We start from the raw sequence: 15814 nt of genomic DNA on the forward strand, positions 1-15814 counted from the left end.
AGAGCCTTAATGACCGCAGAGCCAACTATCCGTTCGCCGACTTCATCGGACGGAAGAGCGGGCGCTTTGTTGCCGTTGCGGTACGTACCCGCGTCAACTGGCAGAAACCACGGCCCGGGCGCACCCCCTTGCTGAACGGAAGCTTCAATGGCGCTGGTGAACCAGAGATTGACAAGGCGCGCGCGAAACTTCGACAGGACTTTTCGATTGTAAATGGGGACATCCTGTTCCTTTGGCTTGCAATCGCTGTTGACCTAGACGATACCTATGAGGCCTACTGGGGAACCCGAGAGGAAATGAGCGGCATCGGTGGCTCAGAGACGCTGTTGAGGATTCCCATGAAACTTAGGAACCGATACAGCTATGCCGCATCGGGAAGGAGAATTGCCTGGAGAGCCGAATGCGCTATTCCTTGGCACGAATATCCTGGGAACTGGACCTTTCAGGCAAGGAAGCGGTGGGAGGAGTTGGCGCACATACCTAATCGGGACGATCGAATCCTTCGAGCAATCCGCGACTCGAATCCGACAGATGCCAGAACATCGACGGCAACTCGTGCCGATGCTATCCGTTCTACCACCCTTTCCTCTGTTCCGATTCACTCTGCCGCAACCGCTGTGACAAAACCTTCGGAATTCCTGAACCCCACGCGTAGAAAGATGGCAGCATTGCTACGCGAGAATCACCCCGTCCCAATTTGCATCGCGGTACTTGATTCGCTGGTCCAGACCGACTCTTGGACGGACATGCGGGCACTGAAAGGGCTTATGTCGTTACGATCGAATACACAGGGCCGCCCGTGGTCGCACAAATCTTACTCCGACCCTGCTAATGCACTGGAGGACAATCGATTCTTGGAGTCCAGGCGGGAGGGCAGATCAGTCTTACGACGCGTGACAGCGGAAGGACGAAGTTTTCACGACCAGAGGCCAAGTGCCGTTTTGTCGGCAGTCAAGGCCAATGCCTGCCAAGTCGAGCCGCAAAGTTGCCAGCGTTCTCATGAATACTCCCGGTTTGATCGCAAGTCGGAACCTGAATCTACTTGCGCCTACCTAGCCGGCGAGGACTCGCAGTCCAACGCGTGAACCGTTGCGCCAGGTAGGCTGGATGAACATGCCGCTCCAACTTGTGCACATCGGTGAAGACCTTATCGCAAACATGCTTCGCGAGATTTCGAAGCAGGGGCGGCTCACGGATGTCACCTGCGCCATCTCTGGCCGGACATTTGCCGATGACGTTTGCGCCGGTGGGTTGAGCGAGGCTGAGGATTTCCTGGCAGAGAAGGCTTCGGTTTGTGTCCAGACGGATCAAGGCGACTATGCCTGCGACGGAGCGCAAAAGATCGATGTATTGTGCGTGGGCGGCCAGCACGGAATCGCCATCGAGGCGAAACTGGGTGAGAGCCTGATGCTGGGCGATCAGTTCCGGAAGAGGTTCTGCGCACCTTGCGAAGCCTCTCTTCACCAGAATCGACGCCTACGCGGCAGCATGATCGCTGTCCTGGAGCGCTCCTTTCATGACGATGTTCCGAAGTGCTCAAAGATTATGTGTCGCGTCGGGGACAGAACCGTCACCCTCGGTCTGGGGTGGTGGCTGGTTGTGCGCCGTTCGGTTCTGGCTCTGTGGATGAAGCGACAGGATGTTCCTGTGTCGCCACAATTCGCGCGGGTTGTGGAGTTCGAGAGCCTGATGGCGCTGTATGGGCGCGACCGGTTCGATGCGCTGGTCCGGGAAGTGGTGGGGGAGAAGAGTTTCGCCAGGGAATGGAGACTTGGGGCAGGTTAGTGCTGCGACAGTGCTGAAAGGCTTCGCCTAGCAACTCGTGTCATCGAGGTTACGGGTGTTCAAATGTTGCCACTCCGTTGAAGGCGCGCTGGTAGCCCGTCACTGGCGTTCCGGGACTGCGGAGCGGACGGGCTACCACTTCTTTCGCAGCCGCGATGATCATACTTGACTCCGCTGGCGACGCTTCCGCAGCCGAGGCCCACTCCTTGCCAGTCGTGGTTCGCAGCGCGGCGGGGACCACTCCCTCAAGGTCGTGGTTCGTAGCGGCTTGCTCCGCTTCGGCTATATCGAGGTGCGTGGGTGAAGACGCGCGGATTGTGGCAGTGCCTGGTTCGCTCGTTGGTTGGAGGCTATCAGTTGCTCCCCCGCTCCTGTTAGTCGCGGCTCTGATCGCGGCTTGCTGCGCTTTGGCGGGCCGACCGGGCCGGGTGCGACCTGTTTGAAGTTCTCCGATTTATCTCGATCGCTTCAGCACTCGCAGGGCCGGGAGGTGTTCCTCCAGCCGTGGTGCGTCTAGGGTTCCCGTGCAGGCGCTTGTGTACAATTCTCCCGATTCCGGGTCGGTTTGGGCGTAGACCAGGTAGAGTTCTCCGGACAGGAATGAGAAAGTGCAGCCGGCGTACGTGGCTGCTACGGTGAGGCGTTCCTGGTGTGGACCTCGAAAGGATTCCTGGATCCGGAAATTCACATGGCGGTTGCCGAGGAAGCGTTGCGCGCGATGAAGACAGCGATGTCGTCCGTCCAACTGCGCTCCACGACTCCCAGGAAGACACGGCTGGACCGGAGGTAGGTTTCTTGCACGGAACGACCATCGCCAGAACACATGCAGGCGCTCGCTGGTACGGCCAGCAGGAGTGAATGCGCGCAGAGGAGGAGCAGACGGGCCGGGTGCGTCATCGGGTTGACCTTTCGGGCGGGCTGGGCGGGACTTTGATTCGGGCTTCCATGGTTCCGCTGGAGATGGCTCGCCGCACGCTGAAATTGACACCGGGGCGGCTGTGTTGGTTTCTGCTGGCCCGCGTGGAGTGCGGGGCTCGGCACGCTGGGGACGGGACTGGGTGCATTGCGGAGGTATTCGGATGGGTCGAGAGGCTACCGGGTTGCGGCGGGCCCCCGGCTTCGCCGAGGGTAATGCTGGGGGAGGCGGCTCGGGTTGATCGGGGGCCTTGGCTCGGTCGGGGCTCGTTCGTTCGATTGCGATGGTATTCGGATGGGGCGAGAGGATACTGAGTTGCGGCGGGCCCCCGGCTTCGCCGGGGGTAATGCTGGGGGAGGCGACTGGGGTGGATTGGAGGGCTGGCTCGGTGGGGTCCTCGTTCGATGGATTGCGGTGGTATTCGGATCGGTCGGGAGGCTACCAGGTTGCGGCGGGCCCCCGGCTTCGCCAATGGCTTCGCCGGGGGTAATGCTGGGGGAGGCGGCTCGGGTTGATTGGGGGGCTTGGCTCGGTGCGGGCTCGTTCGTTCGATTGTGATGGTATTTGAGTTTGTCGGGATGCTGCTGGGTTGCGGCGGGCCCCCGGCTTCGCCAATGGCTCCGCCGGGGGTAATGGTGGGGGAGCCGGATTGGATGGGTTGGGGACTGTGTGGGGCGGGTGTTCCGCCCGCGGGGCGTTTCGGCCGGTTGGCCGGAGGGGGCGGGTGCGTTCTGTAAACAGTGCGGCGGACGCCAGTTCTCAATTGACAGGCTGCCTTCCAGCCTCTAAATTATACCTAGCTAGTTATGCCAAAGAGCCGGAACGATAAACTGCAGGGCACCCTGACGCTGCTGGTGCTGCGCACGCTCGCATCGCGCGGGGCGTTGCATGGATATGGTTTGTGCGAGCACATCCACACGGTCTCGGATGAGCTGCTGCAGGTGGAGGAGGGTTCGCTGTATCCCGCTCTGCACCGGATGGAGCAAGACGGGTGGATCACAGCGGAGTGGCTGGTGACCAACAAGGGCCGGAGCGCCAAGTTCTACTCGATTACCGCTCGCGGGCAGCAACAACTCGCCGATGAAGAGGCCACCTGGGATCGATTGACGCGCGGGGTTGGGCGCGTGCTGCGGTACTCGTGAATCTGGAGGCCTGGAGATGCCCTGGTACCGGCGTTGGCGCAATGTGTTTCGGGCGGAACGGCTCGATGACGAGTTGGAACGAGAGCTGCAGTATCACCTGGCCGAGACGGTCGGCCGGCTGACGGAGGCTGGTTGGCCCGAGCGTGAAGCGATGCGTGAGGCGCGGCGGCGACTGGGCAATTACACCCTGCAGAAGGAGAGGACCCGGGCTATGAATGTGGCCGGATGGCTGGATGAAACGCGCGCCGATGTGGTGTTCGGCTTGCGGCAGTTGAGGCGGAATCCCGGATTTGCGGCGGTGGCGATTCTCTCGCTGGCGCTGGGGATTGGGGCGAATACGGCGATTTTCCAACTGGTGAATGCGATCCGGTTGAAGACGCTGCCGGTGCAGCAACCGGAGCAACTGGTGACGATTGGATTCCAGGAGGGGGCGACGCGCGCGGGGTGGTGGCCGACTCGCGACGCGGTGATGACCCATACGGTGTGGTCAGAGATCCGAGGCCGGCAACAGGCGTTTTCCGAACTGCTGGGGTGGAGCGCGGCCCGGTTCAACCTGGCCGACGGCGGCGAACCGCGCATGGCGGAAGGGCTCTTTGTGAGCGGCAACTTCTTCCGCCTGTTGGGCGTGGACGCGATGCTGGGGCGTACGTTCACGGCTGAGGACGACAGCGCGGCCTGCCCGGCGGGGGCGGTGGTGAGCTATGCGTTCTGGCAGCGGGAACTGGGCGGTGACGCGGGCGTGCTGGGCCGGAGTGTGCGGCTGGACGGACATGCGGTGCCGGTGATTGGCGTGACGCCGCCGGCGTTCTTCGGCGTGGAGGTGGGCCGGCGGTATGACGTGGCCGTGCCGCTGTGTGAGGACCGGGTGATGTCGGAGGATGGACGGGGGCGCGCTCCGGATTTGGCCGCCTGGTGGATGTCGGCGATGGGCCGGTTGAAGCCGGGCTGGACGGTGCAGAAGGCCGATGCGCACCTGCGCGCACTCTCTGCAGAGGTGATGCGGGCGTCGCTGCCGACGGGCTACCAGGCTGAACTGGCGAAGCGCTTCCTGGCGAATCGACTGACGGCGGTGGCGGCGGAGAAGGGCACGTCGGGACTGCGGGCCGAGTATGAACGCCCGTTGTGGCTGCTGATGGCGGCAACGGGGCTGGTGTTGTTGATTGCCTGCGCGAACCTGGCGAACCTGCTGCTGGCGCGGGCGACGGTGCGGGCGCAGGAGATCGCGGTGCGGCTGGCGATTGGGGCTTCGCGGTGGAGGCTGATCCGGCAACTGCTGGCGGAGAGCCTGCTGCTGGCCGTGTCGGGCGCGGTGCTGGGTGCCGGGCTGGCGTTGGGGCTGAGCCGCGGGCTGATTAGTTTCCTGAGCACAGCGGGCAATCCGGTGTTTGTGGATGTGGCGCTGGACTGGCAGGTGCTGTCGTTTGCGGCGATGCTGTCGCTGATCACGTGTGTGCTGTTTGGGCTGCTGCCGGCGTGGCGGGGGACGCGCCTGGCTCCGGCGTCGGCGATGCGCGGCGGAGGGGCTCGGGGGGCGACGGCGGGCCGGGAGCAGTTCGCGCTGCGCCGGGCACTGCTGGCGGCCCAGGTGGCGTTGTCGCTGGTGCTGCTGGTGGGGGCGCTGCTGTTTGTGCGAAGCCTGCACAATCTGATGACGGTCGATACGGGCTTCCAGTCGCAGGGGATCCTGGCGGTTTTCGTGGATTACAACCGGGCGCACTATCCGCTGGAGCGGCGGGCGTCGATTGCGAAGGAGTTGTCGAACCGGCTGGCGGGCGTGCCGGGGGTGCTGTCGGCGGCGCACGTGGACATGATTCCGTTGGGTGGAGGCACCTGGGACAACCTGGTGGGTGTCCAGAATGCGGCGGTGGCGGGGGGCGGGCGTACGGCCTTTTTCAACCGGGTGAGTCCGGGGTATTTCCGAACGCTGGGCACGCGGCTGGCGGCGGGCCGGGATTTCAACGAGCAAGACACGCTGACGGCGCCGAAGGTGGCGATTGTGAACGAGGTCTTCGCGAAGCGGCTGTTTGGCGGCGCGAATCCGGTGGGGCGGACCTTCCACATGGCCGCGGGTGCGGGTCAGGCGGAACCGGTGTTCGAGATCGTGGGGCTCGCGGCGAACACCAAGTACGAGTCGTTGAAAGAGGAGTTCCGGCCGATTGCGTACTTTCCGATCGCGCAGAATGCGCGGCCCGGCGGCAACGCCACGTTCCTGTTGCGGGTGACGGGGCCGGTGGGGCGCGTGATGGGCGCGGCGCAGGCGGCGGTGGTGTCGATGAATGCGGCGATGGGCGTCGAATGCCGGCCGCTGTCGAGGCAGTTGGAGGAGTCGCTGCTGCGCGAAAAGCTGCTGGCGATGCTTTCAGGGGCCTTCGGGTTCCTGGCGGCGCTGCTGGCGACGCTGGGCTTGTACGGAGTGATCGCCTACATGGTGGCCCGGCGGCGGAACGAGATCGGGGTGCGGATGGCGCTGGGCGCAAACCGGGTCCAGGTGATCCGGCTGGTGCTGCGAGAGGCGTTTGTGCTGCTGGGCATCGGGCTACCGATTGGACTTGTGCTTTCCATGTGGGCCGGGAAGGCGGCGGCCTCGTTGTTGTACGGGCTGCCGGCCCAGGATTATGTGTCGCTGGCGGCGGCGAGCCTGCTGCTGGGATTGATCGCATTTGTTGCGAGTTATGTGCCGGCGAGAAGGGCGGCGGCGCTGGATCCGGTGAGTACGTTGCGCGGGGAGTGAGCATGGGGGCGGGTCCGGGCCGGCTGCGGGCCCCAAGGCTGCCGGTCGGCGCGATATCCTTTACTCAGGATTAGAGGGACCTGGACGCATGAAACTCAACTGGATGATTGCTACTTTTGCGGCCGTACTGATGAGCACTGCCGCTTATTCCGCGGAAATCCCGCAGGTGGGCCAGCCGGCTCCGGAGTTTTCGCTGCCTTCCCAGGAAGGCTCGAACGTCGCGCTGAAGGCGCTGCGCGGGAAATGGGTGGTGTTGTATTTCTACCCTAAGGACATGACTCAGGGGTGCACCATCGAGGCGCACAACTTCCAACGGGATCTCGCCAAATACGAAGAGAAGAATGCCGCGATTCTCGGCGTCAGCGTCGATTCCGTCGATAGCCACAAGGAGTTCTGCACGAAGGAGAGCTTGACGTTCAAGTTGTTGGCGGATTCGGGCAAGAAGGTCACTGAGGAGTATGGCTCGCTGAACCAGCGCGGGATGGCGTCGCGGAACACCTTTCTCATCGATCCGAAGGGCAAGATCGCCAAGGTTTGGACGGGGGTGAGCCCGGCGAAGCATAGCGAAGAGGTTTTGGCGGCCCTGGGGGAGATGAAGTAGACGCGGGGGACGGGCTCGCCGGATTGTTGACGAGTCCAGTGTTTTCTTGATTTGTTGGAGGCCGGGGAGCACGCGCTTCCCGGCTTGTTTGCTTGTTGGCTGGGGAGTTTGGGTGGCTCCCCCTCTCCTTGCAGTGGCGGCTCTGAGCGCGGGGGAGGACGGGGTTGCCTCGGTTGCTCGTTGGGTTGCGGAGCTGCGTTGGGGTATCCGCTCACTCACGTTCGCGGCTCCGTTTGGGTGCGGCTCGGTTGCGGGTGCGGGGCGGTTGGCGAACTGGGATATCTTTGGGAGCAGAGGATATTCGCATGCCAAATGGATGGTGGGCGGCGCTGCTGCTGGTGGCTCCGCTGCTGGCGCAGACGCCCGTGAAGACCGGGCTGACGTTCGGCGAGTTCTACCTGCACGACCCGTTCATTCTCGCCCACAAAGCGACCCAGACCTACTACCTGTACTGCGGCGCGGGCGCCCGGCAGTTGGGCGGTCAACGGGCCGGCGTCGTCACCTATAAGAGCAAAGACATGCTGCACTGGGACGGCCCCTTCAAGGTCTTCGAAGTGCCCGACGGGCTGTGGGCCGATCCGGCCGAGGGCGTTTGGGCTCCGGAGGTCCATCTGTACAAGGGCAAGTACTACCTGATGGCCACGCTGCACAACAGCAAGAAGCTGCTGCCTTATGCCGATGAGGAGAAGCTGCCCATCTATAACGGCAAGCCGGCGAAGCCGCACCTGCGCGGGACACAGATCTTCGTGGCGGACTCGCCGGAAGGCCCGTTCGCGCCGCTGGGCAACAGCCCGGCTCCTCCGGCGGAACTGATGACGCTGGATGGCACGCTGTATGTCGAGGGCGGAGTGCCGTACATGGTCTACGCACACGAGTGGATCCAGGTGCTGGACGGGACGATGGAAGCCGTGCCGCTGAAGAAGGACCTGTCGGCGCAGGCGGGGGCTCCGTTTCTACTGTTCCAGGCGTCGGAGGCTCCGTGGGTGAGCGAGCAGGCGAAGAAGGCGGAGAAGCCGCGGAACTATGTCACCGATGGCCCGTGCCTGTACAAGACCAAGAAAGGCAAGCTGCTGATGCTGTGGTCGAGCTACCGGGACGGACTGTATGTGGAGACGGTGGCGTATTCCACCAGCGGCAAGCTGCGCGGACCCTGGAAGCAGGGTGAGGTGCTGGTGGGCAACGACAGCGGGCACGGCATGCTGTTCGAGTCATTCGACGGGAAGCTGATGCTGGTGCTGCACCAGCCGTTCCGGCAGGCCCGGGGGAAGCTGTTCGAGATGGAAGATACCGGCGCCACGGTGCGAATCGTCAAACAGATCGTGCGGTGATCGGGGCGCGCGCCAGACAGAGCCGGGCTAAATGGGGATCGTCTGCATCGCGCCTGGCGGCCGGGCCGGCTTGCGGATTCCGGCGAAGTCGAGCATGAGGTCGGAGCGGGCAAGGACTTCGCGCACTCGGGTCCCGAAGCTGCCGAAGACGGTGACTTCAGCGGCATTGAAGCCGATGGCGTCGATGCCCTGCTGCCGGGCGAACCAGATGGCGCGCTGGTTGTGGAACTCCTGGGAGACGACCGTGAGGCGGGTCTGGCCGTAGATCCAGCGGGCGCGGAGGATGGATTCGCGGGTGGAGAAGCCGGCGTCGTCGCGATAGATGCGGTCGGCCGGGACTCCGGCGCGAATGAGGCTGTCGCGCATGTCGGCGGGCTCATCGTAGGCGGGCCCGTGTTTGTCGCCGCTCACCAGGAGATAGCTCACCTTGCCGGCGCGGTAGAGCTGGGCGGCGGCCTGGATTCGGTGGGTGAAGAAGGCGTTGGTGCGGCCGTCGGGGAGTTTGCGGGAGCAGCCCAGAACCAGGCCGACACTGCGCGGCGGAACGGCTTCGGCGGTGTTGTAAGTGCGGCCCGCGGCGTTGCGATTCACCATCCACCAGGCGGAGACGGCCCACACGAGGGCGATGGCCGCGAAGGTGAGAGCCAACCGGGGGAGGCGGCGTTTCCCGCGGATCCCAGAGAGGGCCCGGAGTGGGCGGAACATGGAACCAGTGTACGAGGAGGCGGGGGCAGGCGGCTCGGGCAAAGGGGCGGAGCAAGATGTTAGGTTGACCTCGGAGGGTGATTATGAACGATGCACTGAAGGAAAAGGCGCTGCGGTTCCAGGCCCTGCACGAGGGGCCGGGCGCGTTTGTGATTCCGAATCCGTGGGATGCCGGCTCGGCCCGGCTGCTGGCGGGCCTGGGCTTCCCTGCCCTGGCTACTTCGAGCGCGGCCTGCGCCGTGGGGCTGGGCCGGCGGGATGGCGGCATCACGCGCGATGAGGCGCTGGCGCATGCGGCGTCGATTGCGGCTGCGACAGACCTGCCGGTTTCGGCGGACCTGGAGAACGGGTTTGGCGACGCTCCGGAGGAGGTGGCGGAGACGATCCGGCGGGCGGCCGAGGCGGGCGTAGTGGGCTGCACGATTGAAGACACGACGAAGCGGGCGGAGGCTCCGTTGTATGAGTTTTCGCTGGCGGTGGAGCGGATTGCGGCGGCGGCCGAGGCGGCCCGCAGCCTGGGTTTTCCCTTCGTCCTGACGGCCCGGACGCACAACCTGTTGTTCGCGGAGCCGAGGCTGGAAGAGACGCTGCGACGTCTGCAGGCGTTTGAAGCGGCCGGGGCGGAGGTGTTGTTTGCTCCGGGGCTGCCGGACCTGGCGGCGGTGCGGACGGTGTGTTCATCGCTATCAAAGCCCTTCAACTTCATGGTGGGCATTCCCGGAAAGTCGTTCTCCGCCGAGGAGCTGGCGGCGGCGGGGGTGCGGCGCATCAGCCTGGCGACTTCGCTGTGGCGGGCGGCGATGTCGGCGTTGATCGAGACGGCGCGCGGGGTGCGAGCCACGGGAGAGTTCGGGTTTGTCGATAAGGTGGCGAGTACGGGCGAGATCTGCCGGATTATGGGGATTTGAGGCGCCGGGGCGGGCCTTCTTGTAGAGGACGCCCGGGCGCATCGCCTAAACTTGACAGATGGAACCTACCCTGGCCGAGAACCCGCTGCCAGCCTTTGTGAGTGCGCGGCCGCGCCTGTTCGGCATCGCCTACCGCATGCTGGGCAGCGCGGCGGAGGCGGAGGACATCGTGCAGGACGTGTGGCTGCGGTGGCAGTCGTGCGACCGCAGCGCGGTGCTGGACGCGGGCGCTTACCTGGCGACGATGACGACGCGGATGGCGATCAACCTGGCGCAGTCGGCGCGGTCGAGGCGGGAGAAGTACGTGGGGCCTTGGCTGCCTGAGCCAGTCGATACGAGCGCGGATCCTGGCTTGGGCGCCGAACGCGGGCAGGCCCTGGAACTGGCGGTGCTGGTGCTGCTGGAGAAGCTGTCTCCGGTGGAGCGGGCGGCGTATGTGCTGCGCGAGGCGTTCGATTACCCATACCGGCAGATTGCGGAGATCCTGCGGCTGAGTGAAGAGAATACGCGGCAATTGGTGACGCGGGCGCGGAAGCATATTGCAGACGGGCGGCGGGTGCCGGTGGCTCCGGCGGAGCAGCGGCGATTGCTGGACGCGTTTCTGGCGGCCGCGCAGAAGGGCGACCTGGCGGCGCTGGAAGGGCTGCTGGCGGCGGATGTGGTGTCCTATTCCGATGGCGGCGGCGTGGTGAGAGCGGCAGGCGTGCCGGTAATGGGACGCACGGCGGTGGCGAAGTTCATTGCAGCGTTCTCGGGGCATTACTGGAAGGGCGTCACGCTGGAGTGGATCGAGGCGAATGGACAGGCGTGCGTACTGCTGTGCCGGGATGGAGCGGCGGTGGCCCTGGCGACGGTGGATGCTTCGGCGGAAGGGATCGAACAGGTGCTGTGGGTGATGCGGCCCAGCAAGTTGAGCGGGGTGGTGCGAGGGGACGCTCGGCCCCAGGCTGGTTGAGCCGGGGAGGAACGTCCCCGGTCGATCAGGCCGCAGTGACCGTCTGGCGGAGCCAATCCTCGAAGTGCGTCGCGCCCAGTTGGGCGGAGGCGTCGAGGGGGACGATCCCGGTTTCGCTGATTCCAGCTCCGAAGTAGCCGGCCTTGGGGTCGACAACGATCTCGCGCGCGTCGTGGCGGGCGTTCAGGTCCATCCCGATCGCCGCTTCGAAGGTGTAACGATCGGGGCCGGCGATTTCGAGGGTTCCGTTGAGGGGGGCGGCTTCGGCGACACGGGCGAGGGTTGCGGTGACATCGTCAGCCGCGATGGGTTGGATTAGAGCCGCCGGAACCACGACCTTCCCGTCGACGGTGGAATAGTCCGCGATGCCCTTCACAAACTCGAAGAACTGCGTGGCCTGCACGATGGAGTAGGGGATGGAGGAGTCGCGGATGAGTTGCTCCTGCGCAATCTTCGCGCGGAAGTAGGGCACCTGCGAGCTACGGTGGATGCCGACGATGGAGAGGGCGATGTGGTGTCCGACTCCAGCAACCGCCTCATAGGCAAGAAGGTTCCGCGTGCTGGTGGTGAAGAAGTCCAGGACAGCCTTTTCCTCGTAGGAAGGGGCGTTGGTGACGTCGACCACGACGGAGGCACCCTGAAGCGCCTCGGCCAGGCCTTCTCCAGTGAGGGCGTTGACGCCGGTGCGGGGCGAGGCGGGCGTAACCTCGTGGCCGGCTGCGCGCAAGAGGGCGACGAGCCTGGTGCCGATGAGCCCGCCGCCTCCGACGACTACGATCTTCTTTGACATGGTGAAACTCCTTGTTCCGTCTGTTGTGTGAGCTGCTTCTCCAGCAAAGACCGGATAGCGGGGCGAGTTGTGACAGGAATCTTCGGGGAGCAGGCAGCAGGCGATCAGGTGGCGGGTTGTTCGGCGGCAGCGCCCCGTCGTTCGCGCCGGTAGCGGGCCGGCGGCAAGCCGAACTCCCGTTTGAACGCACGATTGAAGGCGGCCTCCGATTCGTACCCAACCTCGGACGCGATTTCCGCCACGCCCTTCGGCGTGCGCTCCAGCGAGCGAGCCGCCAGTTGCAGGCGCCAGCGGGTGAGGTAGGTCATGGGCGGTTCGGAGAGATAGCGCGTGAAGCGCTCGACCAGGGCGGAGCGGGAGATGCCCACTTCGCGGGCGAGATCGGCGAGGGTCCAGGGATGATGGGCCCGGCGGTGCATGAGACCGAGGCTGCGGCCGACCACAGGGTCGCGAGCGCCGGAGAGCCAGCCCGTCTGCTCCTGCGGCAGGCTGGCAATGTAGCGGCGCAGGATGTCGACAAACAGTGCCTCTGAGAGCTTGGCCAGCATCGCTTCGCTGCCCACCCGGCCGGAGGATGCTTCCTCGACAAGCTGCAGGATGGAGTTTTCAAGCCATTGCCCGGAGGCGCCGGTGCGGACATTCACTTTCAGGATCGGCGGGAGGCTACTGAGGATGGGGCGGCTGAGTTGCGGGTCGCAGCCCATGAAGCCGCAGACAAGCCGGGTGCGTGAGCCGCCTCCGCCGGCCTGCAGCCGGGTGAGGTCGCGCGCCTGCACTTTGCGCTGAACCTCGGCGGTTTCGCGGGTCTCGAAGGATTCCGGCTCACTGGTAAGGACGTGAGGGTGGCCGTGGGGGAAGACCACGACATCGCCGGGCACGAGGGGGAGAGTGGAGCCGTCCATGTGGGCAAACGCTCCACCTTCCAGGACAAGGTGGTAGATGACGAGATGCGGGGATCCCGGCGACAGCATGGCCGTGAGGTGCTGGGAGGCCGGAGTGTTGACGCCCCAGGGCGCGGAGAACTCCGCATTGAAATAGAATGCGCCGTTCAGCTTGACCCCGCTCAGGATATCCGAAAAAGCGTCCATGATCCCCTCTGGACTCTCTGCAAATTTACGCGGATGACCGGCAAATCAATTAGTAGGTTGCGGATTCCCGAGCAAAAACTGGCGACGCCGGAGCATGGTTGAATCCGCCTCGGACCTGCACAATTGTATCCAGGCGCACCGAGACCGGGCAACTTTCCATATGCAGAGGTGATCAGTATCGACTGAGGTCCGAGGCAATCGCTTTGCCTGGAAATGCCCGCGCCGGCGAGCGCATTGAATAGTCCCAACTTCCGCGAAATGGAATAAACGGGAAAGGCCACGGCTTTTCACCTGTTTCCATTTGCGGAGAGGTTCCCGCGGGGCGTGCCCCCCGGGTCCTCAAGGCGGCCTGCCGCCCATGGCCGCAGGCGCATCCGGTGGCGCCCTGGTGGGGGTTCTACCCACAACACCGTTTTCATCTCCAGAGGGCGAAGGCCCCGGACCGCGAATATGCGGCCCGCGGCCGACGCACCCCTGGCCACCAGCAGCAGGCCCAACGTTCGGAGGAGCGTTGGCTTCATTACACACGGAGGAGAGGAGATCGATGTCTAGAGCAATTTGGATTCACGGTGCGCTGATGATACTCAGCGCGGCAACAGTCACGGTGATGGCCCAGGATGCAACGAAAGCGGGCCAGTGGAAGACCTGGGTGATCTCGTCGGGCAACGATCATGGAGTGCCCGCGCCGCCGGAGGCCGCGGAAACGCGCGGTGAACTGGACTGGCTGCGCGAGGTCTCGAAGGAATCGGACGCCCGGATTGTGGAGCAGATCCGGTTTTGGGATTCGGGTCCGGCGTCATACCGCTGGATGGACCTGATCACGAAGCGGCAGAGCGCGGCGCAGCCTGTGGGGCGGTCGATGGTGCATGCGTATACGTATGTTTCGTTGGCCATCTACGATGCGACGGTGGCGGCGTGGAATGCGAAATACGCCTACAATCGCGCCCGGCCTTCGCACGTGGATCCGGCAATCCTTCCCAGGGTCCCCGTGCCGCAGAGCCCCTCGTACCCTTCCGACTACGCGGCCACGGCAGCGGCGGCGTCCGCGGTGCTGGCGTATCTGGTGCCCTCCGAGGCGGTCTATTTCCAGGGCCTGGCCGAAGAGGCGGGCAAATCGCGTTTGTACGCGGGCGTGGAATACCCGTCGGACTATCTGGCCGGTTGGGAACTGGGGATGCGGGTGGCGGAACAGGTGATAGCCAAGATTCGCGCCGACGGGTCCGACATGGTGTGGTCGGGCACGGTGCCCACGGGCGCATGCCTGTGGACTGGCACGAATCCCGGCAACATCGCGGCCATGAACTGGAAGCCGCTGCTGCTCAGTTCGCCTGCTGAGTTTCGCCCTCAGCCGCCACCGGCGTGTACGTCCCCGGAAGTACAGGCGGACCTGGCGGCCGTGAAGAACTTTCCGCGCGCCTTGACCACCGCAAACCTCAACACCAACGCCCGCGCTCTCTATTGGCAGACTCCGGAGGGCGTCTTCCCCTGGGCGTTCGTCCAACTGAACCGGTGGGTTCTGGAGGACAAACTCGAGTTGAATCCGCCGGCGGCGGCGCGGGCCTACGCACTGTTGGGCGCGGTGGGGTTCGATGCGTTCATCGCCAGCCAGGACGGCAAATTCGCCTACTGGTACTTGCGCCCGGCGCAGTTGGATCCATCACTGGCTCCACTGTTCCCGGCGCCAAACTTCCCTTCTTATCCGTCGAACCATTCCACGTTCTCGACGGCGCGTTCCGAGGTGCTGGCGTATCTGTTCCCTGACCGGTCTGGCATGATCCGCGCAATGGGCAAAGAGGCGGGTGATTCCCGCATCTGGGCCGGAATCCATTTCGAGATGGACAATCAGGCCGGCGTGACACTCGGCAGGAACATCGCCCACAAATTCATTGCCTGGGCCGAGAACGACGGTTCCCAGCAGTAATCGACTTCAGATCAAAAGGAAACAAACAATATGCACACTACCGCTACACAACCTCAGAACACTCCCGAATTTGAGGCTTTGAAAGCTCGCTTGAAGACCACCTGGATGACCGGGAACTATGACGTCTTCTCGCGCTTCATGCAGAAGGGCGCGGAGGACTTCTTCAGCCGTCTGCGAGTGGCGCCCGGTTCGCGCCTGCTGGACGTCGGCTGCGGATCGGGCCAGTTGGCGCTGATCGCGGCCAGGGCCGGCGCGCAGGTGACCGGCTGCGACATCGCGACGAACTGGCTGGAACAGGCCAGTTTGCGCGCCATGGCCGAAGACCTGGATGCCGTCTTCGAGGAGGGCGATGCCGAGGCTCTGCCATACCGCGATGGGCAGTTCGACGTCGTGGTGAGCCTCATCGGCGCCATGTTCGCGCCCAGGCCGGAGCGAGTCGCGGCCGAACTCACCCGCGTGTGCTGGCCTGGCGGGCTGATCGCGATGGCCAATTGGACGCCCGGCGGCTTCATCGGCCAGATGTTCAAGACCATTGCGCGGCACATCGCCCCGTCCGGCATGCCTTCGCCAGTCCTGTGGGGCGACGAGGCAATCGTTCACGAACGGCTGCGGGACGGCATCTCCGACGTGCAATGCGCGCGCCGCATGTATCGCTTCGAGTATCCGTTCCCGCCCGCCCAGGTGGTGGAGTTCTTCCGGGAGAACTACGGGCCGATGACACGGGCGTTTGCTTCCCTGGACGTGGAGGGGCAGCGGATACTCCGGAATGAGCTGGTTCAACTCTGGTCGGCGCATAACAACACCAAAAGCGGTGGCACGAGTGTCGATGCTGAGTATCTGGAGGTCATTGCCACCCGAGCCTGATGATCGGGCTGCCTGAACAGGCAGGGCGGGCGTTGCGGGCCCGATTGCGTGGTTCAGTCGGGGGATCCGCCTGGGCCGGC

12 protein-coding genes are annotated in these 15814 nt (G+C 64.5%); 9 read left to right on the forward strand and 3 right to left on the reverse strand.

The window, feature by feature from the left end:
• Positions 1-1158 precede the first annotated feature (1158 nt).
• The 5 genes from IRI77_RS18200 to IRI77_RS18220 all read left to right on the forward strand — a co-directional run bounded on the left by IRI77_RS18200 (position 1159) and on the right by IRI77_RS18220 (position 8503).
• The gene (locus IRI77_RS18200; RefSeq protein WP_194453452.1) at positions 1159-1785 is read left to right on the forward strand and encodes a hypothetical protein; all 627 of its coding nucleotides are present in this window, start codon (positions 1159-1161) and stop codon (positions 1783-1785) included.
• Positions 1786-3507: 1722 nt separating this feature from the next.
• Positions 3508-3843 (forward strand): PadR family transcriptional regulator, encoded by a 336-nt coding sequence (locus tag IRI77_RS18205; RefSeq protein ID WP_194453453.1) that lies wholly within the window; start codon positions 3508-3510, stop codon positions 3841-3843.
• 16 nt (positions 3844-3859) lie between these two features.
• Positions 3860-6574, forward strand: a complete 2715-nt coding sequence (locus tag IRI77_RS18210) for an ABC transporter permease (RefSeq protein ID WP_228486799.1) — start codon at positions 3860-3862, stop codon at positions 6572-6574.
• An 88-nt stretch (positions 6575-6662) separates the two neighbouring features.
• Positions 6663-7175 carry a peroxiredoxin gene (locus tag IRI77_RS18215; RefSeq protein ID WP_228486800.1) on the forward strand — a complete coding sequence of 171 codons (513 nt, stop codon included), beginning with the start codon at positions 6663-6665 and terminating at the stop codon, positions 7173-7175.
• Between the two features lie 305 nt (positions 7176-7480).
• On the forward strand, positions 7481-8503 hold the full coding sequence (locus IRI77_RS18220) for a glycoside hydrolase family 43 protein (protein ID WP_194453454.1): 1023 nt from the start codon (positions 7481-7483) through the stop codon (positions 8501-8503).
• Between the two features lie 27 nt (positions 8504-8530).
• Here the strand turns inward: IRI77_RS18220 and IRI77_RS18225 are convergent, their stop codons facing one another.
• Positions 8531-9151, reverse strand: coding sequence for a SanA/YdcF family protein (locus IRI77_RS18225; protein ID WP_194453455.1), 621 nt, complete (start codon positions 9149-9151; stop codon positions 8531-8533).
• Between the two features lie 140 nt (positions 9152-9291).
• Between IRI77_RS18225 and IRI77_RS18230 the strand changes: the two genes are divergently transcribed.
• Together IRI77_RS18230 and IRI77_RS18235 are read left to right on the forward strand one after the other, a co-directional pair.
• A complete protein-coding gene (locus tag IRI77_RS18230; protein ID WP_194453456.1) occupies positions 9292-10116 on the forward strand; it encodes an isocitrate lyase/PEP mutase family protein in 825 nt (274 codons plus the stop codon).
• A 58-nt stretch (positions 10117-10174) separates the two neighbouring features.
• The gene (locus tag IRI77_RS18235) at positions 10175-11071 is read left to right on the forward strand and encodes an RNA polymerase sigma-70 factor (RefSeq protein ID WP_194453457.1); all 897 of its coding nucleotides are present in this window, start codon (positions 10175-10177) and stop codon (positions 11069-11071) included.
• A 25-nt stretch (positions 11072-11096) separates the two neighbouring features.
• Here IRI77_RS18235 and IRI77_RS18240 read toward each other — a convergent pair whose 3' ends face one another.
• Together IRI77_RS18240 and IRI77_RS18245 are read right to left on the reverse strand one after the other, a co-directional pair.
• The gene (locus IRI77_RS18240) at positions 11097-11861 is read right to left on the reverse strand and encodes an SDR family oxidoreductase (RefSeq protein WP_194453458.1); all 765 of its coding nucleotides are present in this window, start codon (positions 11859-11861) and stop codon (positions 11097-11099) included.
• 104 nt (positions 11862-11965) lie between these two features.
• Positions 11966-12949, reverse strand: a complete 984-nt coding sequence (locus IRI77_RS18245; RefSeq protein WP_194453459.1) for an AraC family transcriptional regulator — start codon at positions 12947-12949, stop codon at positions 11966-11968.
• A 544-nt stretch (positions 12950-13493) separates the two neighbouring features.
• Between IRI77_RS18245 and IRI77_RS18250 the strand changes: the two genes are divergently transcribed.
• Together IRI77_RS18250 and IRI77_RS18255 are read left to right on the forward strand one after the other, a co-directional pair.
• Positions 13494-14870 (forward strand): phosphatase PAP2 family protein, encoded by a 1377-nt coding sequence (locus IRI77_RS18250; RefSeq protein WP_228486801.1) that lies wholly within the window; start codon positions 13494-13496, stop codon positions 14868-14870.
• A gap of 90 nt (positions 14871-14960) precedes the next feature.
• Positions 14961-15734, forward strand: a complete 774-nt coding sequence (locus tag IRI77_RS18255; protein WP_228486802.1) for a class I SAM-dependent methyltransferase — start codon at positions 14961-14963, stop codon at positions 15732-15734.
• Positions 15735-15814 lie beyond the last annotated feature (80 nt).

Origin of the sequence: Paludibaculum fermentans (assembly GCF_015277775.1) — a bacterium.
GTDB lineage: Bacteria > Acidobacteriota > Terriglobia > Bryobacterales > Bryobacteraceae > Paludibaculum > Paludibaculum fermentans.

What these genes read in the sequence shown, in the direction of transcription:
- IRI77_RS18200 (WP_194453452.1), top strand. Translation starts at nt 1,159, where the DNA reads ATGCTTCGCGAGATTTCGAAGCAGGGGCGGCTCACGGATGTCACCTGC.
- IRI77_RS18205 (WP_194453453.1), top strand. Translation starts at nt 3,508, where the DNA reads ATGCCAAAGAGCCGGAACGATAAACTGCAGGGCACCCTGACGCTGCTG.
- IRI77_RS18210 (WP_228486799.1), top strand. Translation starts at nt 3,860, where the DNA reads ATGCCCTGGTACCGGCGTTGGCGCAATGTGTTTCGGGCGGAACGGCTC.
- IRI77_RS18215 (WP_228486800.1), top strand. Translation starts at nt 6,663, where the DNA reads ATGAAACTCAACTGGATGATTGCTACTTTTGCGGCCGTACTGATGAGC.
- IRI77_RS18220 (WP_194453454.1), top strand. Translation starts at nt 7,481, where the DNA reads ATGCCAAATGGATGGTGGGCGGCGCTGCTGCTGGTGGCTCCGCTGCTG.
- IRI77_RS18230 (WP_194453456.1), top strand. Translation starts at nt 9,292, where the DNA reads ATGAACGATGCACTGAAGGAAAAGGCGCTGCGGTTCCAGGCCCTGCAC.
- IRI77_RS18235 (WP_194453457.1), top strand. Translation starts at nt 10,175, where the DNA reads ATGGAACCTACCCTGGCCGAGAACCCGCTGCCAGCCTTTGTGAGTGCG.
- IRI77_RS18240 (WP_194453458.1), bottom strand. Translation starts at nt 11,861, where the DNA reads ATGTCAAAGAAGATCGTAGTCGTCGGAGGCGGCGGGCTCATCGGCACC.
- IRI77_RS18245 (WP_194453459.1), bottom strand. Translation starts at nt 12,949, where the DNA reads ATGGACGCTTTTTCGGATATCCTGAGCGGGGTCAAGCTGAACGGCGCA.
- IRI77_RS18250 (WP_228486801.1), top strand. Translation starts at nt 13,494, where the DNA reads ATGTCTAGAGCAATTTGGATTCACGGTGCGCTGATGATACTCAGCGCG.